The following is a 23333-nucleotide window of genomic DNA, read 5'->3' as shown; positions in this document are numbered from 1 at the left end:
GTTAAAGTGATTTACGAACGGTTCTTTCCCTAATTCGTTCCGCCTTCGCTCCGGCCTCGGTCAAGAGCGCGCGTTCCTGACGCAGCGTATCGCGCAAGGGTTGAGCAAAGTAATCCTTCATAAAGCGAAAAACGTCTCTTTGCGTCAACCCAACGTTCAATGATGAAAAATAAAGACCAATCAAATCCTTATCCCGCCAGCGCAGAGGAACCTTATCCCTAATCTGGGCGCGATGGAGATCGATAACCGAAATCTTCAGGCGCTCTTCATTACCGTCAAACGGCAAATGCAGTAAAAAATGGCAAATGTAGCAGTCGCGGTGGTTAATACCTCCACCGTGCATTTTTCTTACCATATTCGCAACCCGGCGGATAATCATCCTTTTTACGCGCGGCTCTGGCGGCGTGTTTATCCATTCGGCGCAGTAATCTTCCAGGCTAACCGTTGGAGCCAGATCTCCGGTGATAATAAAAGAGGTACGACGAATTGGGTTCAATCCCTTTTCGCCAAACCCGATGCCCTGCATGGTATCCACACCCAGTTCTTTCAGGCGGTGGATCGCTTTCCATTCTCTATCGGCACCTAAGACCGGCAGGCGAAAAGAAAGCAGGTTTTTAATCACCTCTTTTAGCGTCGTGCCATAGTGCAGCTTGAGGAAATAGCTCTTTCCCTCAAGCTCAAATCGCAGCGTCCGACGCGTCTCCAGCGCGCGGAAGACTTCCCCCTGCAGCTTTTCAACTTCATCAAAGGCGTCTTTGCCGCGCCACAGGGTAAGCAGCGGCTCTTTTAACTCAACCATTCCGATCACCTAAAATAATATCGGCCGCTTTCTCCGGCAGGCTATAGAGATCCTCAATATCGGCATAACGGCGGGCATTTTCTCCCCATCCACGGCGAAGCTCGCCATCGTTCAACGCACGATAGAGCGCCTTATTAAGGGCTTCCTGGCTAAACGGTCCCTGGATCACTTCTCCGCAAGCCGCGTTGGCAATGTAGTGCGCATATCCGCAAACCTCGGTTACGATAACCGGCAATCCGGCAGCAATCGCCTCAATCAGCACAATACCCGCGGCTTCCTGATATGCAGGATGCATCAGTACGTCGGCGGCGGCCATGAGTTCGGCTACGTCGCTACGCCCCGAGAAAAAGTGAACGTTCTGTTTTATGCCAAGCTTTTCGGCCTGCGCCTCAAATCGTCCCGGTTTATCCTGCCCTACGACGAACAATATCGTATTCTTACGAAGCGCATCCGGAAGCGCGGCCAGCGCCTCAATAGAGCGATCTACGCCCTTGCGCGTAAAATCCGAACCAACCTGTAGTAAAAGATGCTGCCCAGGTTTAATGCCGTTTTTCTCACGATAGGTTTGGTAAGCGTTCGGGATTTGCCTGTCGTATTTACGATCGGGATAGATGCCAGGAGGAAGAATGAGAAACCGTTCGTCTTCGGTTTGATAATGCTTTTTAAAATCGGCAATCTGCCTGTTGGTCAGCATAAACAGACGCGTTTTTACGCCTTTCTCAAATACGGCACGCTCAAACGCGGCATAGTGTCGATAGCGCCCGGTTAATCGGTAAAAAAAGCCTTTTTCCCGCGCTACCTTTTCTGCGTAACAGACGTCCGCAGCATAGTAAATGTCCAGACCGGGCATTTTATTAAACCCTACGATGCGATCGACGGGATGCTGTTTTAAATGTTCGTGAACCCAGGCTGAATATTCAGCGTTTCTTCCGTGGTTAGTATGCGACTTAACGGGAACCTTAATCACTTCAAACTCGGGTGGGCAGTCTCCTTCCCAAGACTGAACGTAAACCCGCACGTCGTGGCCACGACCCGCAACCGTTTTAGCTACGCGCATAAAGTCGCGCTGCAGTCCGCCGAAGGGGAAATATTTATATAAGCAGAAGGCGACTCTCATTCGCTCACCTCTGGCGCAATCTCCGGCAAAAGCCTCTCCGCAGCCTGAATTACGTCTATTGCAGGAATGACTGACAGATATTTCTTATTTCGATCGCGAAGATCCCGTTCAGGCATAGTCTGGTAATCCCCCGCCCAAAGAACAACGGCGTTATCCGTCCACGGCCGCCAGAAAACGCGATCCGTTGCGCCAAACAGGCAAACTACCGGCGTTTTGACCGCCGCTGAAATATGCATCGGTGCCGAATCTACACCGATAAACAGGGCCGCGTGATCTATTAGCGCACCGAGTTCAGGAAAGCTGGTTTTCCCTGCCAGTTCAGTGACAGGCGGAGTTTTACAGCCTTGAGCAATATGGTTGATACAGGCAAGATCGTCTGCACTAGGCCCCGAAGTCAATACGACCTTAAGCCCCTTGGCCTGAAGCGCATCAATCACCTCAGAAAATTTTTCATCGTCCCAGCATTTAAACAGCTGGCGCGCCGTAGGCTGAATAACGACATAGCGGCTTTCTACACCTAATGACCTAAGGCGTTGCTGTAATGATTCCCAATGCTCCGGCCTGTAGCTCATCGTAGTCGCCGTATACGGATTTTCAATATTTAGCGGAGCCAATGCGGACAAATTACGTTCAACGATGTGCTGCCCTGCCGCTGGCACAACGTGCGTAAAACTGCTTTTCCAAAAAGCCGACTGCCGATGGTGATAGTCCTGAGTTATTTTCATTTGGGCAGGAACGAAACGCACCAGCAGCGCCACCATCCACTGATCGGTCAAGTTTACAATCAGATCGTAGCGATTAGCCCGCAGCGTTTTAATAAGAGACAGGAAGTTACTCACCTTTTCTCCCGTTCCGCTTCCCTTATTTTTTATTCCGTAAAGTGCGTTAATCTCTGGATTTTCTGACAGAATCGGCATCGTGTCCTGATAAAGCAGTACGTCAACCTTCGCTTCTGGATATTGTCGCTTAAGCGTGCTGATAACCGGCGTTGTCAGCAACATGTCGCCATGAAAACGCATTTTGATGATAAGAATTCGTTTAAATCGCTTATCCACTAGAGGCTCTTTATCATTGATAATAGAAGAAAATATTGAGAAAAAGGCACGCTACCGCCCCAGGCTTTACGGCTGCCCGAACGCTACCGCCGTTCACTATTTGAACGACTATACCCTTTCTGATTCGTAGCCATATTATACCAGCAAAGGGGGCTTTTCTTATTTAAAAAGAAATCAGTACCCGTAGCTCCCGTAGGGCCGGGCTATCGAACAAACTCAACGTAGCAAAGCGGGTTACCCATGTTTCTTGCAAAAAAATAGGAGGAAGCGCTGATAACCCTCTCCGCCTGGCCCGCAGCGAGGAATTATATAATGAATAGCGTCGGGTGTAAGCAACAAAAGCCCTGCGCGGCTAAGGCGCCCGAAGCAGGGCCCGAAGCGGGGAACAGGTATGGCCGAATATTTATACGCGTAGCGTTAAATATTTGGCCACTGAAAGATGTGAATCTTTTTATAAAACTACAGCGACCAATAGTAGTCCTTCACGTACTGCCAGTCCTCTTTGGGTATCGGCGAGAGGTATTTTTCCAACTGCTGAAAATCGTGGCGAATCGCGTTGGCTCTGCGCCAACGGCGGCGGCCCTTCTCTAAATCGATAAACCCGGCCTGGGCTTCACCCTGCGTATTAACAAATATGTGGCGCACATAACAGCACCCGTGCTGACGCCCGATGCTGTGCATCTTTTTAAACGCATGCGCCACCGCCCGCAGCATGGCAAAGCGCACTTCGTCAGGATAAGGCGTCTTTTGGTGCCGTTCATACCAGAGATCAATGCTGACAAATCCCGTTAAGTCTTCCGTTACCAGCAGCGCCCGCCACTCGCCGTCAATTTTTAGCGCCTTGCCATAGACGATGGTGGGCACACGGACGCCGACTTTAGCCAGCGCGTTGATAACCTCCATCTCCCTGACGATTGTCGGCCGCCCGAACGGATAGCGTAAAGAGTGGAACAAATGCTGGGTCATGCGCTTGACGTACAGAACTTTACCATCTTTAACGATCCGCTGAACGCCGCTCATCCCCTTACGGCGAACGTTGGGTTCTTCGACCCAGTCACCTTCCGTAGCCCACCACGATTGAAACTCCAATAATTCCTGTTCAGAACGCATAACCACCACTCTTTTTATGATCCCTCATTAGAGGGGCATAAGATTATCAGGAGTCGCCCCAATTCGATGAGATCTAGATCTAATCGCAATACACGTCAGAGTGTAGCTGTAAAAAATAGACCCTGATAATTTAGCTTTAAATAAGGTAATCGCTATTTAGCTCATCAAAACGGTCATTCTTTACAAAAACACAATAATAATCTTTAGTTATAATAATATAGAACTATTATGCCATAGCAAACTCAAACCATGGCGTTACCCCCGCATTGGCAAAGGTAACCCGTGGAACGCGTGGGAAACTTCACGCGAAAAATATCCACCAACCGCATTTTAATCTTGAGCTTCACGAAGAGAGAGAAGCGTTAAGCTTTGATTAAGAATTGGCACCTAATCTTGCAAGGTTTTTTATCCTACAGGCGAATTTTATGATGTCTTTGACAGAACGGACCAAGCCTTCTTTTAGCTGGTCGGCCCTTTTCTGGGTGCTGATTTACTTTTGGTTTTTTTCCACCGCGCTCCAGCTCACTATTTTAATTACCGGCTACAGTGGAACAACCGGCCTACGCGACTCGCTGCTCTACAGTTCGCTGTGGCTTATCCCTGTTTTCCTGTTCCCGAATAAAACTAAAACGATAGCCGCTGTTATAGGCGTCGTGCTGTGGGCGGCTTCCGCCTGCGCGCTGGCTTATTTTGTCATTTACGGTCAGGAATTCTCTCAAAGCGTTCTGTTTACCATGTTTGAGACCAACGCGAACGAAGCGAGCGAATACGCAAGCCAGTACTTCAGCTTCAAGCTGCTGGCCGTGCTGGTGCTTTATACCGCGGCCGCAATATTCCTCTGGACGCGGCTGCGTCCGGTTTATATTCCCGGCCGCTGGCGCCAGGTTGTTCCCTTCGCTCTGCTGTACGGGCTTATTCTCCATCCCCTGATCGTATCCAGCTCCGCTCACCTGGCTTCCCGCATGGAACCTGCAGCTCCCTGGCAGATGCTTATGGGCTATGTGAAGTACCAACAGCAGCTAAGCAGCCTTAACAGCCTGCTCGATCAGAATAACGCGCTGCCGCCGCTGAAAAATCTTAAAGACAGCACCGGAGAAGCGCCGAGAACGCTGGTGTTAGTGATAGGTGAATCCACCCAGCGCGGGCATATGAGCCTTTACGGCTATCCTCGCGAAACGACGCCGGAATTGGACGCTATGCACAAAGCAGATCCCAATCTGACGGTGTTTAACGACGTCGTGACGTCACGCCCCTACACGATTGAAATCCTTCAGCAGGCGCTGACCTTTGCCGATGAACAGCATCCCGATGAGTATCTGACCAAGCCGTCGCTGATGAACATGATGAAGCAGGCGGGTTACAAAACCTTCTGGATAACCAATCAGCAGACCATGACCAAGCGCAACACTATGCTGACGGTATTCTCAAAGCAGACGGACGTTCAGTACTATATGAACCAGCAACGCACTCAGAGCGCCCGTGAATACGACACCAACGTCTTGGATCCGTTTAAAGAAGTGCTGGCCGATCCGGCGCCTAAAAAGTTTATTATCGTCCACCTGTTGGGTACGCACCTGAACTACAAGTACCGCTATCCGGAAGACTGGGGCAAGTTTGATGGTAAAACGGAGCATGCGCCGGCGGGATTATCCGACGACAGGCTTGAGTCTTACAACGACTACGACAACGCCAACCTGTTCAACGACCACGTCGTGGCGTCGCTGATTAAGGACTATAAAGCCACGGATCCGAACGGATTCCTACTGTACTTCTCCGATCACGGCGAAGAAGTCTACGATACGCCGCCGCACGACATTCAGGGGCGCAATGAGAAGCAGCCGACGCGCCACATGTACACCGTGCCGTTTATCGTATGGACGTCTCCAGCCTGGCAGGCCGCACACCCGCGCGATCTAAAAGGCTACGTTGACAGAAAATACAGCAGCGCGCAGCTTATCCACACTTGGTCCGATCTGGCCGGCCTAAGCTACGAGGGCTACGACGCCACGCGCTCTCTGACCAGCCCGGAATTTAAGGAAGCAACCCGCTGGATTGGCGACCCGTACGCGAAAAACGAGCTGCGAGATTATGACAAGCTGCCGTATGGGGATCAGGTGGCGAATCAGTAGGATACCAAGACTAAACGCTAAAAAGCCGATCTTAGATCGGCTTTTTTATTATTACGACAGCCCTACTCCCCCATCCTCAACCAAAACCGCGCCTGACAGGTATTGCTAAACGCCTTCCGCTTTGGCTGAACGTCAATCCCTGCGCTGTTTAGAACGTCATAGCTTATCCAACATTCGGCGCATACGCCCTCAGACTCCAGCGCTGCACAGACGTCGTCTATTTCTACGACGCGGCGCAGCACGACGCCGTCGCAAAACCGATAGGTTTCTTCGCATACGTCAACGTTCACGCCGCCGTCCTGATAGCTATCGCGGCGTACCTCCTTTTTCTCGACATAAATCTTGCCTCCCGGCTTATCCAGCGCCCGGGCATAGGTAACTAAGGAAACCGCCATCGCCTGACCTCGGAAAGAATACGAACTTTAGTTTAACGCAGTTTGGCTGTGTTTGAAGAATGAAAAATGGGAACATTTTACTGGCATATGCCATAAACAGGGCGTATGTTATATAGCATATGCCAATAAGGAGACGCTATGCCACGCCCTAAAATCCCGAGAAAAGTCTGCGGTCAGCCGGCCAATACCTGCTTTAAACCCAACGGAATTCCTATGCGGCTGCTGGATGAAGTACCGCTCGCAGAAGATGAATTCGAGGCCCTGAGGCTGGTGGACTATCTCGGCATGCAGCAGCAGGAGGCCGCCGTGGAAATGGGCGTATCTCGTCAGACGCTGGCTAACATCCTGAAAACGGCCCGCTTCAAGGTGATCGAGTGCCTCTCTCAGGGGAAGGCGCTGATAATGAATTATAACGCTGAAGAAAAACAGGAGGATCGTGAATGATCACTGCAATTCCCGTAATGAAAGAGCATATTGCCGGCCACTTTACCAAAGCGGAAAGCTTCATTTTTATCAACGCGGAAGGCCGCGTCGTATGCCACCACATTAATCCTGCCCGCGAAGGCGGCTGTGCAGAAAAAAAAGCGCTGCTAAACATGCTGCGACGTCAAAACACACGGCGGGTCATCGTCCGCCATATCGGCGAACGCATGCTTGGAAAGCTGCTTTCTCAAGACCTGTCGGTCTTTAAAACCCGCAGTGGAAATATTGACGTTCAGGCGCTGTGCTCCACCAGCCTTGAAGGATTAACTCCGTTGACGGACGCCCAACAGGGAGAACGCTCTCCCAACTATGAAGCCAAACGGGCCGCTGGCGGCGGCTGCGGGTGCAGCCACGAAGACGGCGAGCATGACCACGGCCATTGCCATCGCAGCGACGGTAAGCGCTGCTGTGAATCTCATTAAACAGATATACAAAGCTTCCCGTCCGCACCAACTTCCCGGATAATTACGATAAGTTCGCGGACGGGTATGGCCAGTTTTCCATAACTTCACACGCGCTTCATATTGGCTTGGCAAACTACGCTGACCCAAATCATGCCTTTCGTTCTCGGCCTGCGGCATTTAAAGGATTATTGCTCTATGGACGTACTGCGCTTTTTACTTCGCTTACCCTTTACGCTTCTGCGCGCTATCGGTTGGACCTTCTCCGCCTGTCTTCGCGTTCTGGGACTGCTGCTTACCCCGCTTATAGGGCGCGTACAGTGGCGCACTCCCGGCTGGCTGCGCTTCATTGGCTACTCGCTGCTGTGGGCTGAAAGCGGCGTTAACCGCTACCCCAAGGCCACGGCGACGGCGTTAGTTCTTCTGGCCGCTGCGGGTGCGGGCGGCTACTACGGCTATCATTGGCACCTCAATCGCCCGGCCCCTATCGATCCGGCGCCGCTGGTTGTTCAACAGACCAACGTTCGCCTACAGCCGCCAAGCGCTGTTAACTATCGCGCCGACAAAGCGGAACCTCAGCGGATAGTCCTGCGATTTTCGCGTTCCGCCGCCCCCATTGAGCGCATAGGAAAAACCGTTACCGAAGGACTTACGCTTACGCCCACGACCGAAGGCGAGTGGAAATGGCAAGATGACCATACGCTGACGTTCACCGCAAGCAAAGCGCTCCCCATGGGGCAGGAATATCGCCTTACGCTTGAAGACAAACGGCTGGTCGCCCCACAGATTGAGCTCACCCAGCGCGAGTATACGTTCACCACAGAGCCCTTTGACTACCGCCTGCATCAAACCGAGTTCTATCAGGATCCGCGAGACCCACAGAAAAAGAACGCCATCATATCGGTAACTTTTAACGCCCCCATCGACGTACAAAGTTTTGAAAAGCGTCTTGCTCTGCACCTGCTGTCCAATCCAAAAATGGTGCACCTCAGCCCAACGAAATATAACGTCGTTTATAACGATAAAAGTCCGCTAAAATATACCGTCGTTTATGACGACAAAAAGCTACAGGCCTGGATCCATTCAGAGCAGATTTCCCCGTCGGATAACCGCATGCAGGCCGCTTTGACCATCGATCGAGGCATCGCTGCTACAGTTGCGGCAAACTCCGCCACGCAAACAAGAACCTACAGCGTAGACGTTCCCAGCCTTTACAGCCTGAACGTGCTTCAGATCGACAGCCAACTGATTGAGACAGAAAACGGCAAAGACGCGCGGGCGCTGATCGTCTCCTTAAGCGACGTCGTGAATGAAAAAGCGATGGCTGCGGGCGTGAAAGCCTGGCTGCTGCCAAAGCGCATGCCGGATGAAAAAGAGCCCGTCGACGAAGAGGCTATACACGCCTGGAGGCTTGATGAAATTGATGAAGCCGTGCTGTCTCAGTCCGACGCCTTGCCCATAAAAATGAGCGACAACGAGCAGGAAAATCAGGTCAACTTCAGCTTCGCCTACGGCGCGCCCGCCAACCGATATCTTCTGGTGAAGGTATCCAGCGGCCTGACTTCCGCCGGTGGCTATCGGTTAAAAGATGACGACTACAAGGTAGTCCGCGTGCCGGACTATCCTCAAACTCTTCGCTTCGTATCGGAAGGCGCGCTGCTTTCCATGAAGGGGGAAAAGCACATCACCGTCGCGGCCCGCAACCTGCCGGGCCTGAAGCTGGACATCAAGCGAGTCATTCCAAGCCAGCTGCAGCACATCGTTTCATTCAAGAACAGAACCTTTACCTCGGTTGGATTTAACCGCCTGAACGATGAATATTTCACCGAACATTTCAGCTATGAAACCGCGCTCAGTAACGATAATCCGGGAGACATTCAGTACCAGGGTATCGATCTTGGCCGCTACCTGACCAATGACCCGAAGTCTAAACGCGGCATATTCCTTCTCAGCCTGAAGCCTTGGGATCCCAAAAAAGGTACAAAAAATAACGCAGAAGCGGAGTATGACGGCAACGATCCCGATGCCGTGAGAGAGTACGAGGAGGAAGAATACGATGAAGAAGAGCAAGAAAATGCGACCGACTCTCGTTTCGTCATCGTCACCGATCTGGGCATTATGGCGAAAACCTCCATCGACGGCTCTCGCGACGTTTTTGTACAGTCGATACACAGCGGCGCCCCGGTAAGCGGCGCAACGGTGTCCGTCGTCGCTAAAAACGGCACGACGCTTTTAAGCAAAACGACCGGAGAAGACGGCCACGCCGCGTTTCCTTCATTAAGCGACTTCCGCTTTGAGCAGACGGCGGTCATGTTTCTGGTGGAAAAGGAGGGCGACGTCTCCTTCCTGCCGACCAACGCCTACTACGATCGCCAGCTTGAGCTTTCTCGTTTCGATATCTATGGTGAAAGCACGCCTCAGGATCCGCGCACGTTGAGCAGTTACCTGTTCTCCGATCGGGGCGTGTACCGCCCCGGAGAGACGTTCAACATCGGCCTCATCACGCGCACGGCCGACTGGAAAACGTCCGTGGCCGGCATCCCCCTGCGTGCGGAAGTTCGCGATCCCCGCGACGCGATGATGGCAACCTTCCCGCTAACGCTGGACGCCGTAGGCTTTAACGAACTTAGCTACACCACGTCAGAAAACTCCCCTACCGGAGACTGGACCATTTACCTGTATCTGGTGGGGAAAGACAACAAAGACGCTCGCCTGCTCGGCAGCACGACGGTGAAGGTCAAAGAGTTTGAACCGGACAAGCTCAAAGTCGCCCTCACCCTGACGCCAGACCGCCAGCAGGGATGGGTGAAGCCGTCCGAGCTGAAGGCGGAAATCGACGTACAGAACCTGTTCGGTACGCCTGCGCAGGACAGGCGAGTCACGTCCAAGCTGACGCTACGTCCGGTTTATCCAAGCTTCAGCCGTTTCTCAAACTATCAGTTCTATGAAAACCGCCGCAGCAGCGGCAGCTTTGACACCGAACTGGAAGAGCGCACCACCGACGCAGACGGCAAGGCCAGCATTGCTCTGGGGCTCGACGCTTACGGCGATGCAACCTATCAGCTCCAGCTGATTTCCGAAGCTTTTGAAGCGGGCAGCGGACGCTCCGTCACTGCCGCGGCGCGCGTCATGGTTTCACCCTACGACTATCTGGTTGGCGTCAAGGCCGACGGCTCGTTGGACTACATCAGCCACCGCTCTGAACGCAGGTTAAACCTGATCGCCGTCGATCCGTCATTAAAGCAGAGAGCGCTACAGGGGCTGAAAGCTGAACTGTTGGAACAAAAGTACCTGTCCGTGCTGACCCGCCAGAACTCCGGCGTCTATAAGTATCAGTCCAAGCTGAAAGAAACGCCCGTTGCCGAAACGGCTTTGGCTATCGGTGAAGAAGGAACGGACTTTACGCTGAATACGGAAAAACCGGGCAATTTCGTGCTGGTCATAAAAAGCGCCGACGACAAGGTGCTTAACCGCGTCGCCTACACCGTCGCGGGCAATGCTAACGTGTCTCGTTCCCTCGAACGCAACGCTGAGCTGACGCTCACGCTAAATAAAGACGCCTATCGGCCAGGTGAAAATATTGAAGTCGCGATTAACGCGCCATACAGCGGCAGCGGCATCATCACTATCGAACGAGACAAGGTCTATCACTGGCAGTGGTTCCACGCGTCCACCACCAGTTCGGTACAAACCATTCGCATCCCACCAGACATGGAAGGCAACGGCTATATCAACGTTCAGTTCATTCGCGATCCGAACTCTGACGAAGTCTTTATGAGCCCGCTCAGCTACGGCGTCGAGCCGTTTAAAATCAGCCATGAAGCGCGCCAGGCCAAGATAGAGCTTGAGTCGCCGGAGGTCATCAAGCCCGGAGATACGCTGTCCATTAAAGTGAAAACCGACTCCGCACAGCGGGTCGCCGTCTTTGCCGTAGACGAGGGGATACTTCAGGTCGCGCGCTATCGCCTGAAGGATCCGCTGGACTACTTCTTCCGCAAGCGGGCGCTTGAAGTTGAGAGCGACCAGATACTCGATCTGATCCTGCCCGAGTTCAGCAAGATGATGTCTCTGACGTCCGCGCCGGGCGGCGACGCGGGAGAAAGCATCGATCTTCACCTGAACCCGTTTAAGCGGAAAAAAGATGCGCCGGTCACCTACTGGTCCGGCATTGTCGACGTTAACGGCGAAGCCGAACTCAAATACCACGTGCCCGACTACTTTAACGGCAAGCTGCGGATCATGGCGGTCGCCGTTACACCCGACCGCATCGGCCACGCGCAGCGCTATACCACCGTTCGCGACGACTTTGTTTTAAGCCCCAACGTACCGACCACCGTATCTCCGGGCGACCAGTTCGACGTGACGCTCGGCGTCGCCAACAACCTGACCGGGCTTAACGGAGAAAAAACGGCGTTGGAAGTGGCTATTGCGCCGCCACCTCAGCTTGAAGTGGTCGGCAACGCCAGCTATAGCCTGTCTCTGGCGGAAAAACGCGAAGGCGTCGTTACCTTCCGCTTGAAGGCAAAAGAGCACTTAGGCAACGCGTCTATCAAATTCACGGCCCGGTCCGGCGATAAGTCGGCTTCGCGTACCGTTAGCCTGTCTCTCAGACCTGCGGCTCCCTATCGTACGCAGTCGGTCATGGGCCGTATGGACGGAAGCCAGCAGAGCGTACGCGACATTCGCCAAATGTATGACGCCTTCGCCAAGCGCGACGCCAGAGTTTCCTGGTCGCCGCTGGTGTTAACCAACGGTCTGGCGCAGTATTTGGCGGACTACCCCAACGCCTGCTCAGAGCAAATCGTCAGTCAGGCGGTTCCGCTGCTGTTCCAACAGCGCCATCCTGAAGTGAAAAACGGCCGCTCACAGGAAGAGATTCGCAGTCAGCTTAAGAAGACCATGGCGACGCTGCTTGCTCGTCAAAACGGCCGGGGGGCCATCGGCGCATGGCGCTCCTCGCCGAACGCAGATCCGTTTGTCACCCCCTACGTCGTCCAATTCCTGCTGGAAGCGCAGCAGGCCGACTATCCGGTGAGCGACGCACTGCAAAAATCGGCCAACGGCTACCTGAAGCAGCTGGCGGCTAACGATGCGATGCATACGCTGGACGACCTTCGCCTGCGCGCCTTTGCCGTCTATTTGCTGACGCGTCAGGGTGAAGTTACCACCGGCCAGCTGGCCGCCGTCCAAACCCGTCTGCAAAAAAGCTACCCGGACGTTTGGCAGAAAGATCTCGGCGCGCTGTATCTGGCCGCGTCTTACAAAATGCTGAAGATGGATAAACAGGCCGATGCGCTGCTACAGCCGACCTGGGACGAACTCAGCAAAGGCTACGACAAAGCCTGGTGGACAAGAGACTACCTTGACCCGCTGGTGCAGGACAGCACGCGGCTTTACCTTATCGTCCGCCACTTCCCTGAAAAGGCGGCCAGCATTCCACCCCAGCTGTTGGAAAACATGGTGCTGCGCCTGAAAGAGGAACGCTATACCACCTATTCCTCAGCGATGACCATTATGGCACTGGAGTACTATACCGCTCAGGCGAAAACTTCGGCGGCTGAAGGTAAAGGATTAGCGGTGAGCGTTAAACGAGGAGATGGACAGCCTGAGACTGTCTCCACCCTCGGCGGCGCGACGGCAATAGCAAACTTTGATGCAGGCATTTCTGAAGTGCTGTTTAGCAATCAGAGCAGCAATCCCGCATGGTACGTCGTCACGCAGGCTGGCTATGACCGCAGCCTTCCGACCCAGCCCATCGCCCGCGGCCTTGAAATCACCCGCGACTACGTCAACGAAAAGGGAGAAATCGTCAACAGCGTAGCGCTGGGAGATAAAATCTACGTACGCCTGAAAATCCGCGCTAACGCCAAAGAAGGTCTGGACAACCTGGCGATAGTCGACCTGCTTCCGGGCGGCTTTGAGGTCGTCCAGCAGTCGGAGGAAAACGCAGGCGCTTCCAGCGATGACGGAACGGAAGCCTCCTGGCAGTCGCCGCTGGCCGCCTCAGGGTCAACCTGGCAGCCGAGCTACAGCGACATTCGCGAAGACCGGGTTATTATTTATGGCAGCGCCACCGAACGCGTGCAGGAGTTCGTTTATCAAATCAAAGCGACTAACTCCGGCATCTTCACCGTGCCGCCCGCCTTCGGCGAAGCCATGTACGATCGCGAAATTCAAGCGCTGGCGGTAGGGACCGGCACTCTGACGGTCACAGAACCTGTTGCGATCAGGTAGCGGTTACCCATGTCGCAGCGCAGCGCTTCAGTAAACCTATCCGGCCGCATCTCCAGGGCCGGATTTAAACGACTGCTTCAAAACCTGTTGATGGCAGCCTTTCTGCTAGCGCTGTTTTGTATCGGCTTTCGGCTGTGGCCTCACCCTCCTTTGTCGGAAGGGCTTCCCCTGTCAACAGCCTATTACGATCGCCAGGGAACGCTGCTGCGGCTGACGCTTTCCAATGATGACCGCTACCGGCTATGGACGCCGCTGGAAGAGATATCCCCGCTGGCGGTTGAAGGCATCATGCGCTATGAGGACCGCTGGTTTTATTATCATCCGGGCTTCAACCCCTACAGCCTGCTGCGCGGGTTTTGGGTCAGCTACGTCAGCGGCGGGCGCCTGCAGGGCGGCTCAACGCTGACCATGCAGCTTGCGCGCATGCACTGGCGGCTAAACACCCGCACGCTCGACGGAAAAGCCGTTCAGATCCTGCGGGCCGTTCAGCTGGAGCTAAGCTATTCCAAGCGAGACATCCTTGAGGCCTACCTCAACTATGCGCCCTACGGCAGAAACGTTGAGAGCATCGGCGCTGCCAGCCTGATTTATTTCAACAAAGCGCCCAAAAACCTCACGCTGCCGGAGGCCCTGACGCTGGCGGTGCTGCCGCAGTCGCCCAGCTATCGGGTCGATGCGAATACCGGCGTCGTCGGGACCGCGTTGACTGACGCCCGAAACCGCCTCTACCAAAGCTGGCTGGCGGAACATCCTGAAGATGCCGATCTTTCAGCGCTTTTCCATCTGCCGCTGGCCCTGCGCCAACCGGAAAAAATGCCCTATATCGCCCCGCATCTGGTCGAACAAATTCAAAGGCAAAGACGGCGCAGCGTCGAGCAGGAGCAAACCGTCACCACCACGCTGGACGCCCGACTTCAGCAGCTGGTGGAAAAGCAGGTCAGTGCGTTTATCGAACGCAATCAAAGCAGAGGCATTCACAACGCCGCCGTGCTGTTAGTCGACGCTCGCGATATGGGAGTGCGGGCGATGGTAGGGTCCGGCGACTATTACAATCGCCAAATTCAGGGACAGGTCAACGGCACCGACGCCAAACGTTCTCCAGGTTCGACGCTAAAGCCCTTTATCTATGCGCTGGGATTAGAACAGGGCGTTCTTCACCCAATGACCATTCTCAAAGACGTGCCTTCAACCTTCGGCGCCTACGCGCCGGAGAACTTTGACCGCCGCTTTTTGGGCCCCCTTTCCGCGACCGATGCGCTCAACTACAGCCGCAATGTGCCCGCCGTTGCCGTCGCAGCCCGGCTTAAGCAGCCTAACCTTTATCAGTTTTTGCAAATGTCCGGCGTCGCCAACATGGCAAGCGAAAGACACTACGGGCTGTCGCTGGTATTGGGCGGGGGAGAAGTCACCGCCCAAGAGTTGGCAAAGCTTTATGCGGTGTTAGCCAATCGAGGAACGTTCAGCCCGCTGAGGCTGGAAGAGTCGACGCCGCGCGCGTCGCCGATTCGGCTGCTGAGCGAAGAGGCCAGCTTTATTACGCTCGACATGCTCAGCCAGCACCGACGCCCGGGAGATACGCTGGCCCAAAGGCCGATGTCGCTGCCGGTTTACTGGAAAACCGGCACCTCTTGGGGATTTCGCGACGCCTGGAGCAGCGGCATATTCGGCCCCTACGTGCTGGTCGTCTGGCAGGGCAACTTCGACGGTAAAGGCAACAGCGCGTTCATCGGTGCAGACGCCGCCGCACCGTTGTTTTTCAACATTATTGATAACGTCATTGCCGACTATCCAGAACTGAAAGAGCCGCCCCATCGACGTCCGGAAAACCTAAAGCAGGTTGAGGTTTGCCTTTCCAGCGGCAGCCTGCCGACTCCTTGGTGCCAACGGAGGGGAAAAACCTGGTTTATTCCCGGCAAGTCGCCGATTCAGGTCGACACCGTTTATCGCCCGGTAGCCATCGATAAGGAAAGCGGTGAAGTCACCTGCCCGCCTTACGATCCGTCCCGAGTCAACGTGGAGGTGTTTGAGTACTGGCCGTCCGACCTGGCTAAAGTATTCGCCCTGGCGGGGCTTCCAAAAAAAACGCCCCCTTCAACCGCCCACTGTAAGGACGGCGCCAGCGTAACGGCCGGAGCGCCGCCCCGCATTACGTCGCCGCTGCGCAACACTACCTACACGCTGCGACGAACGGCTTTGAAAAAGACGCCCATCGTTTTTAGCGCCATTACGGACAACGACGGCAGCGTGATCTATTGGTTTGTCGACGACGCCTATCTCGGCAATACTGCCAGCCAGCGGACAATCGAGTGGGCGCCGGAGTCCAGCGGGCGCTATCGCATCCGCGCAATAGACGATCGCGGTCGAGCCGATACAAGAACGGTTAACGTCGACATTACTAACGTTCCCTCAGGCTAGTCTTCGTCGGCCACACCAACACCCCGGCGGCAAATAGCGCGACGGCGGCGACGTAGAGCGCGGGCGTCAGGCTACCGGTCAGCGCCGTCGACAGCGCCGACAGCACGGGCCCAACGAGCTGTCCGACGGCGTAGCCGGTAGTCAATAGCCCCGCCATATAGCGCGCCGAATCCGGCGCCAGCTCCCGTCCGTACAAAAGCGATAGCTGCACGACGCACAGGAACCCGCCGCCAACCAGAGTAGCGCCAACGGCAAGCCCCGCAATGCCGGGCAGCAGCTCTGCGCACAGGACGCCCGCGGCCTGTAGCCAAAGCGCTACCGCCAACCTGATGGGCGTTGGCGTCGTCAGATAGTGCCGAGTGACGATAACGATGGCGATCCCCACCACGGAAGCGCCGCCGAACAGCGGCCACATAAACTGTGCCGGCAGAGAATCAGGAAAGCGAACACTCGCCATTTGGGAAAGAAAGGTGGCGGGAAGAATATAGCCAAATCCCGCCAGGCTGTAGCTCCACACCAGCCGCCGGATGCGACCACCTACGGCTGCGGGCGGCAAAACTGCACTCTGCGCACGGTGCATGTCGCCGCTGCGGGGAAAGTTGGCGCTTACGGCGCAGGCGAGCGCTAGCGCTGCCGCACCGTAGCCCAACCAGGCGGAACCTGCATTCCATCCCCACGAGTGAAAGCCAACGGCCAGCAGGCCGCTGAGAAAAATACCCGCACCCGGCCCGGCGAACACGGCGGCGGAAAGCCCGGGTCGCCCCAGAGCCAGCAGCCGTTCGCTGCTCCAGGCGGCGACCATCACCAACCCCCATCCGCTGGCCCAGCCGATAACAAAGCGAATTGCGCCGTGCCAATAGGCGCCCTCAACCAGGCCGGACAGCAGCGTCAGCGCTACCGCGCCCCACACGCCGCCCCACAGGCGCATCTCTATTCGTTTGGATGCGCGCATCGCATCATAAGATCCGCACAGATAGCCCAGATAGTTGCTGGCGGCCACCAGCCCGGCTCCGGTCAGAGAGAACTGGCCCTCCCCCAGCATTAAAGGTACTTGGGGCGTAAAGGCGAAGCGTCCTATCCCCATTACGATGACTAACGCAATAAATCCGCTGAACGCAATTCTCCAGGCCATCGCCCCTCCCGCTTGGTTATTAAATAACTATAGCTAAATTAGGCGATTGAAAAGAGAAGGGAGATAAATAAAAAAGCCAACGCGGTAAAGCGTCGGCCTTCTATTTTTGATTATCAGAAAACGAAATCAGTTCGCTTCGTTTGAAGCGACTCGCTTAGTGTAAAGAATTTTACCGTCGCCGAGGATCCGAGTTTCGTAATTGGCATCCTGCAGGCTAACGGATTGAATATCACGCACGGCCTGCCCTTTCGATGCACTAAACGGGCTTTTAACCTTCGACGCCTTTGGCGCCACGCTGGCGGTTACCGGCGTTGAGATGTCCGGATGATTAAGATTGAAATTGTTTACAATCGCCACGCCGCTAAACTGGCTGGACAGCGGATCGATAGGACTGTTGTTCGCCCACAGTTCGTAGTGGAGATGGGCGGCCGTGCTGCGACCGGTATTGCCGGACAGGCCGATTTTCTGCCCCTGCTTAACTTTTTGCCCCTGCGTCACCAGCAGTTTGCTCAAATGCATATATTGAGTGCTGTAGCCGTTCGCATGACGAATGACAATGTAGTTACCGGCGGAACGACTGAATTTGGCAATAACCACTTCACCTGCTCCCGTTGATATCACGGTAGAGCCAATGGGCATTGAAAAATCAATTCCTTTATGGGGCATACGCTTACGCGTAACGGGGTTGACGCGCGAAGGATTAAACTGAGACGTGACCTGAAAAGGTTCTGCCGTTGGATAGCGGAGCAGAGATGCATTGCTTATGCTGGCACTGGCGCTTGACGACGCCTGCGTCTTCTTGCTTTTGGTCGGACTCTGTTGAGAGGCATAAGCTGCGCCGGAGGTCAGCAGTACAGAAAAACAAATGAGTTTTATCAGCGGATTACTCAGTCGTTTGGTTATTGGGCTCAGCATGCTCATCATGATGCCTGGCCCTCATTATTATTCGACATTCTGGAAGCCATTTAATCAGGTAAGGTTAAAATCTAGACCGCATTATGCCCTAATAATTCCTTCGTTTGGGTATATATTTGTAAATTTCGAGAGATTACCCATAAAATCGCGCCAACCCCGCTCGCTGATACTTCATTATTTATTTTAATATCAAATAAATAATGTCAGCCAATCAAGGAAAGTTTTATTGCGGGAAAAGCAATAAACTGTCACTTCCCTCTTTGTTTTTCTAGCCAAAACTGAAGTATTTATAAAGAGTTTCAGCTTTTTTCATAAGAACAGTGATAAGAGTAACTATTTGGAAACGACGATTTGAAGCATTCGCGTAAACATCATCTTAAGAACGGAAAGAAAGCGCGCACGTTCCTTTTATGCTCATCGCTCTTCCACACTCTTTGCCAAGGCGGCCAAAGAATCATTGGCAATGGGAAAGCCGCCAACCTTTTGAGACCCCTCCTCATTTTCGAATAAAATTCTTTAAAGTGTCGATATCACCACTAATTTATCTATAGAAAGCCCCGACAATTAATGGTAGCTTATCGATTAATTACATAAAAATGCGTAAGTTACCCAGAATATACGCCAAAATGGCGCAGGGACCGAAAACAAGAGCCCACACCGAAAGGCGTTTTCGCAGCTTAACGTAACATTTGGGCATTCCGACAGGTTCGGAACCCACACCCTGTCTATACGCCCCCGTTCCGGCGCCGCCAAGGCGGCAACCAGAAGGAGAAAGCGCATAGAGATACGGAACGTTTTTAAAAGGGGTTGATGTAAACATGGCGTCTGTGCCCAATTACCATCTTGCAGGAATCGACGTAGGTTCGACAACCGTCAAACTGGTGCTGCTGGACAAACAGCGGCAACTAGTTCACCACGCCTATCAGCGCCACTATTCCGACATCCGTCAGACGCTTTTATCCCTGTTCGAGCAGGTGCAGAACGCATTTCCGACGCTGACCGTTGTCCCTGTAATTACCGGCTCCGGCGGTCTGGCGCTGTCGGAGCTGCTTTCCATCCCGTTTGAGCAGGAAGTTATTGCCAGTTCAAAGACTATCACCACGTTTATCCCTCAAACCGACGTCGCTATCGAACTGGGCGGGGAAGACGCCAAGCTCACCTACTTCGACCGCCACGGCGTCGACCAGCGCATGAACAACAGCTGCGCCGGAGGCACGGGGGCGTTTATTGACCAGATGGCGTCCCTGCTGGAGACCGACGCCGCCGGATTAAACCAGCTGGCAAACGACTATCAAACCCTCTACCCCATCGCTTCACGCTGCGGCGTGTTCGCTAAAACCGACGTTCAGCCGCTTATCAACCAGGGCGCGGCCAAGTCGGACATCGCGGCGTCAATCCTTCAGGCCATCGTCAACCAGACTATCAGCGGCCTGGCCTGCGGCAAGCCCATCAGGGGCAACGTGGCCTTCCTGGGCGGGCCGCTGTACTTCCTTGATAACCTGCGAAAGCTGTTTATCAAAACGCTGAAGCTGAAAAAGGATAAGGTCATCTTTCCAGAAAACCCTCAGCTGTTCGTCGCCATCGGCGCCGCGCTGCTGGCGGATAAGCAGGGAGAAGCTGTTTCACTGAGCCAGCTCATCGGCGCGCTGCGCGACGCCAAGGAAAGCACCGTTAAAGAAGTCGACCTTCTGCCGCCGCTGTTTCAGACGCAGGCCGACGTTGACGCCTTTCGCGAGCGCCACGCCAAGGCCAACGTGACGCGCATTGCGCTGGAAGACTATCGGGGGCGGGCCTATCTGGGCATCGATTCAGGATCCACCACCACAAAAGTCGTTTTGATCGGGGAGAGGTGCGAACTGCTGTATGACTTCTACGGCAGCAACAAGGGCAACCCGCTCAACGTCGTACGCGAAGTGCTGTGCGATATCTATCGCCAGCTGCCTGCCGAAGTCACCATCGCCAAGGCGGCGACGACCGGCTACGGCGAGCAGTTGATAAAAGCCGCCTTTCGCGCCGACGCGGGCGAGGTGGAAACCGTCGCCCACTACCGCGCAGCGGAGCAGCTCCTGCCCGGCGTAGAGTTTATTCTGGACATCGGCGGCCAGGACATGAAGTGCCTGTATATTCGCGACGGCGTCATCAACAGCATTTTGCTTAATGAGGCCTGTTCCGCCGGCTGCGGCTCGTTTATCGAGATGTTTGCCCGCTCGCTGAATATCCCCGTCACCGAATTTTCTCAGCAGGCGCTGCTGGCGGAGCGGCCGGTCGATCTGGGCACCCGCTGCACCGTATTTATGAATTCAAAGGTCAAACAGGCGCAAAAGGAAGGCGCGACGGTTGCCGATATTTCCGCCGGTCTTTCGTACTCTGTCATCAAAAACGCGCTGTATAAGGTGATTAAGCTTAAGCAGCTCGACATGCTGCCGCAAAAAATCATGGTTCAGGGCGGCACCTTCTACAACGAAGCGGTGCTGCGCGCGTTTGAAAATCTCACTGAAAGAAGCGTCACCCGCGTGGACATCGCGGGGCTGATGGGGGCCTACGGCGCGGCGCTTATCGCGCGAGACGGGGCCAACGACGGACGCCCCAGCCAGCTGCTGCACCCAAGCGAACTTGAAGCCTTTGGCGTAGAACAAAGCAGCGACCGCTGTCGCGAGTGCAACAACCAGTGCATGCTGACGATCAACGCCTTTGAAGACGGGCGAGAGTTTATCTCAGGCAACCGCTGTGAAAAAGGCGCCCGCGTTGAAGTGGCGCCAAGCCGTCTGCCTAACCTGTACGAGTACAAAGAAAACAGGGTGTTCAACTACAAGGCCTTGCCCAAAGAGCTGGCCGTACGGGGAACGGTGGGCATACCGCGCGTGCTTAACCAGTTCGAAAACTACCCCTTCTGGCACACGTTTTTCACTCAGCTGGGCTTTCGCGTAGTGCTGTCTCCGCCGTCGACTGAACGCCTTTACCTGAAGGGCATAGAAACCATCCCTTCCGAGTCGGCCTGCTATCCGGCCAAGCTGGTGCACGGCCACATCGAGCACCTGATAGAACGTAAGGTTGACCGCATCTTTTTTCCGTCCGTTACCTATGAGTGGCAAGAAACGCAGGGTGGAGATAATCACTTCAACTGCCCGGTAGTCAGCACTTACTCGGAAGTTATTCGCACCAATATTGACGCCATAAGTCAGGGAGAGGTCGCGTTCCATAACCCGTTCATTAACTTTAATCACCTCGACTCGGTGGAAAAAGCGCTGTTTAACGAGCTCAGGCCGCTCGGGCTAAAGCATAAAGAGATCAAGCAGGCAGTACAGGAAGCCTGGCAAGAGCTTCAAGCAATGCGGCAGGACGTCCGCAACAAGGGCAAAGAGGTCGTTAACTGGCTGGTGGAAAACGATCTGCCCGGCATCGTGCTCGCCGGTCGCCCCTATCACGTCGACTCGGGCATCCATCACGGCATTGACCGCATCATCGTCGAAGAAGGCATGGCTGTGCTAACGGAAGACAGCGTAGCGCACCTGGGCGAGTCGCTTCTTCGCCGCCCGCTGCGCGTCGTTGACCAGTGGGCCTACCATTCTCGCCTGTACGCCGCCGGTGCCTACGTAGCGGCCAGCCCTCAGTTGGAGCTGGTACAGCTCACCTCCTTCGGCTGCGGCCTTGACGCCCTGACCGCCGATCAGGTGGAGGAAGTGCTAAGAGCCGCCAATAAGGTTTATACCCTGATCAAGATCGACGAAGGCGCCAACCTGGGCGCGGTCAGGATCCGCATTCGCTCCCTTAAGGCGGCCATGGCCGCCCGACGACAGCGCGGCGTTACGATTTCGGATACGCCTTACGAATCGAAAAGAACGCCCTTCACCGAGGCGATGCGCGACACCCATACTATTCTGGCGCCGCAGATGGCGCCCATTCACTTTGACCTGATTCAGTCGGTTTTCCGCTCCGAAGGCTATCGCCTGCAGGTGCTGCCTACCGTCACCAAGTCCGCGATTGAACAGGGATTAAAGTACGTCAACAACGACGCCTGCTACCCCTGCGTGCTGGTCACCGGGCAAATCGTCGATGCGCTCACCAGCGGGCAGTACGACCCCCATACCAGCGCCGCCATTATTACCCAGACCGGCGGCGCCTGTCGGGCGACCAACTACATCGCTTTTATTCGTAAAGCGCTGGAGGACGCAGGCTTTCCGCAGGTGCCGGTTATCTCCTTAAGCGCCTCGGGGCTGGAGGAAAACCCAGGGTTCCGCTACAGCCTGCGCATGGTGAAAAAGGCGGTCATGTCGATAATTTATGGCGACCTGCTGATGAAGGCGCTGCTGCGAACGCGCCCCTACGAAGCGGAGCCAGGATCGGCCCAAAGCCTTTACGAATACTGGAACCAGCGGGTAAAGCAGAATCTTGAAGCCGAAGGCAGCATGGGACAGTTTAAAGAGGACGTGGCACAAATCGTCGCCGAGTTTGACAGGCTTCCTCTACGCCCGGAGAGAAGGCCCAGAGTCGGCATCGTCGGCGAAATCCTGGTGAAATATCACCCCGGCGCTAACAACGATCTGGTTGGGCAGATTGAAGCGGAAGGCGGCGAGGCGGTCGTTCCCGACATGCTCGACTTTTTCCTTTCCTGCACCTACGGCACCCGCTATGACCGACGCCAGTACGGACTGGACTTCCTGAGCATGGCGCTCAATCAAGCGGCTACGTCCACCATCGAGTGGATGCGCAAGTCGGTAAACAAAGCGTTAAAACGCAGCCAGCGCTTTTGCGCCCCGCCCGCCATCGCCGAGCTGGCGTCCATGGCTGAAAGCGTCGTGTCACTGGGTAACCAGGCCGGTGAAGGCTGGCTGCTAACGGCAGAGATGATGGAGCTTTTGGAGATGGGAGTAAACAACGTTGTCTGCGTCCAACCCTTCGGCTGCCTGCCAAACCACATTACCGGGCGGGGCGTGATTAAAAGCCTCAAGCAGAGATATCCGGCTGCCAACATTTTTGCTATCGACTACGACCCCGGCGCCAGCGAAGTCAATCAGCTAAACCGGCTGAAGCTTATGATGTCGGTGGCGCAAAACGCTATCGATATCAGAGTGGATCAGGAATCTGAGTCAAAAAGCATCGGCTTCGGCAAATCCTATCGACCAAAGCCGTCTACGGGATAGGCACTCG

Annotated in this window: 13 protein-coding genes; 6 read left to right on the top strand and 7 right to left on the bottom strand. The window is 54.8% G+C overall.

Going from position 1 to position 23333, the window contains the following annotated elements; genetic code table 11:
* Position 1 precedes the first annotated feature (1 nt).
* The 4 genes from rfaP to inaA all read right to left on the bottom strand — a co-directional run bounded on the left by rfaP (position 2) and on the right by inaA (position 4081).
* Positions 2-799 (bottom strand): lipopolysaccharide core heptose(I) kinase RfaP, encoded by a 798-nt coding sequence (rfaP, locus tag V8L73_RS02825; protein ID WP_027275287.1) that lies wholly within the window; start codon positions 797-799, stop codon positions 2-4.
* Positions 792-1916 carry a glycosyltransferase family 4 protein gene (locus V8L73_RS02820; RefSeq protein WP_027275288.1) on the bottom strand — a complete coding sequence of 375 codons (1125 nt, stop codon included), beginning with the start codon at positions 1914-1916 and terminating at the stop codon, positions 792-794. Before V8L73_RS02820 ends, rfaP begins: the two co-directional genes overlap by 8 nt.
* Positions 1913-2971 (bottom strand): lipopolysaccharide core heptosyltransferase RfaQ, encoded by a 1059-nt coding sequence (gene rfaQ, locus V8L73_RS02815; RefSeq protein WP_347254070.1) that lies wholly within the window; start codon positions 2969-2971, stop codon positions 1913-1915. Before rfaQ ends, V8L73_RS02820 begins: the two co-directional genes overlap by 4 nt.
* Before the next feature lie 459 nt (positions 2972-3430).
* Positions 3431-4081, bottom strand: coding sequence for a lipopolysaccharide kinase InaA (inaA, locus tag V8L73_RS02810; RefSeq protein WP_347254069.1), 651 nt, complete (start codon positions 4079-4081; stop codon positions 3431-3433).
* A 425-nt stretch (positions 4082-4506) separates the two neighbouring features.
* Between inaA and V8L73_RS02805 the strand changes: the two genes are divergently transcribed.
* A complete protein-coding gene (locus V8L73_RS02805) occupies positions 4507-6210 on the top strand; it encodes a phosphoethanolamine transferase CptA (RefSeq protein ID WP_347254068.1) in 1704 nt (567 codons plus the stop codon).
* A 62-nt stretch (positions 6211-6272) separates the two neighbouring features.
* Here V8L73_RS02805 and V8L73_RS02800 read toward each other — a convergent pair whose 3' ends face one another.
* The gene (locus tag V8L73_RS02800) at positions 6273-6605 is read right to left on the bottom strand and encodes a hypothetical protein (RefSeq protein ID WP_027275293.1); all 333 of its coding nucleotides are present in this window, start codon (positions 6603-6605) and stop codon (positions 6273-6275) included.
* A gap of 138 nt (positions 6606-6743) precedes the next feature.
* Here V8L73_RS02800 and V8L73_RS02795 point away from each other — a divergent pair, with 138 nt between their 5' ends.
* The 4 genes from V8L73_RS02795 to pbpC all read left to right on the top strand — a co-directional run bounded on the left by V8L73_RS02795 (position 6744) and on the right by pbpC (position 16138).
* Complete coding sequence (locus V8L73_RS02795) at positions 6744-7049, top strand: DUF134 domain-containing protein (protein ID WP_027275294.1); 306 nt, start codon at positions 6744-6746, stop codon at positions 7047-7049.
* Positions 7046-7510: a NifB/NifX family molybdenum-iron cluster-binding protein gene (locus V8L73_RS02790; RefSeq protein WP_347254067.1), complete on the top strand. Its 465-nt coding sequence runs from the start codon at positions 7046-7048 to the stop codon at positions 7508-7510. Before V8L73_RS02795 ends, V8L73_RS02790 begins: the two co-directional genes overlap by 4 nt.
* 177 nt (positions 7511-7687) lie before the next feature.
* A complete protein-coding gene (locus V8L73_RS02785) occupies positions 7688-13723 on the top strand; it encodes an alpha-2-macroglobulin (protein ID WP_347254066.1) in 6036 nt (2011 codons plus the stop codon).
* 9 nt (positions 13724-13732) lie between these two features.
* A complete protein-coding gene (gene pbpC, locus V8L73_RS02780) occupies positions 13733-16138 on the top strand; it encodes a penicillin-binding protein 1C (protein ID WP_347254065.1) in 2406 nt (801 codons plus the stop codon).
* Here pbpC and V8L73_RS02775 read toward each other — a convergent pair.
* Both V8L73_RS02775 and V8L73_RS02770 read right to left on the bottom strand, forming a co-directional pair.
* A complete protein-coding gene (locus tag V8L73_RS02775; RefSeq protein WP_347254064.1) occupies positions 16119-17270 on the bottom strand; it encodes a YbfB/YjiJ family MFS transporter in 1152 nt (383 codons plus the stop codon). The two genes, pbpC and V8L73_RS02775, sit on opposite strands and share 20 nt — an antisense overlap.
* Before the next feature lie 126 nt (positions 17271-17396).
* On the bottom strand, positions 17397-18194 hold the full coding sequence (locus V8L73_RS02770; RefSeq protein ID WP_051155775.1) for a peptidoglycan DD-metalloendopeptidase family protein: 798 nt from the start codon (positions 18192-18194) through the stop codon (positions 17397-17399).
* Between the two features lie 809 nt (positions 18195-19003).
* On the opposite strand from V8L73_RS02770, the gene V8L73_RS02765 reads away from it, so the two are divergent.
* Positions 19004-23326, top strand: a complete 4323-nt coding sequence (locus V8L73_RS02765) for an acyl-CoA dehydratase activase-related protein (protein ID WP_347254063.1) — start codon at positions 19004-19006, stop codon at positions 23324-23326.
* The last annotated feature ends 7 nt before the right edge of the window (positions 23327-23333 follow it).

This window comes from Leminorella grimontii (assembly GCF_039789245.1).
Classification (GTDB): domain Bacteria; phylum Pseudomonadota; class Gammaproteobacteria; order Enterobacterales; family Enterobacteriaceae; genus Leminorella; species Leminorella grimontii.
Note: the sequence above shows the minus strand (reverse complement) of the source record. Positions and strands in the feature narration are given on the sequence as shown.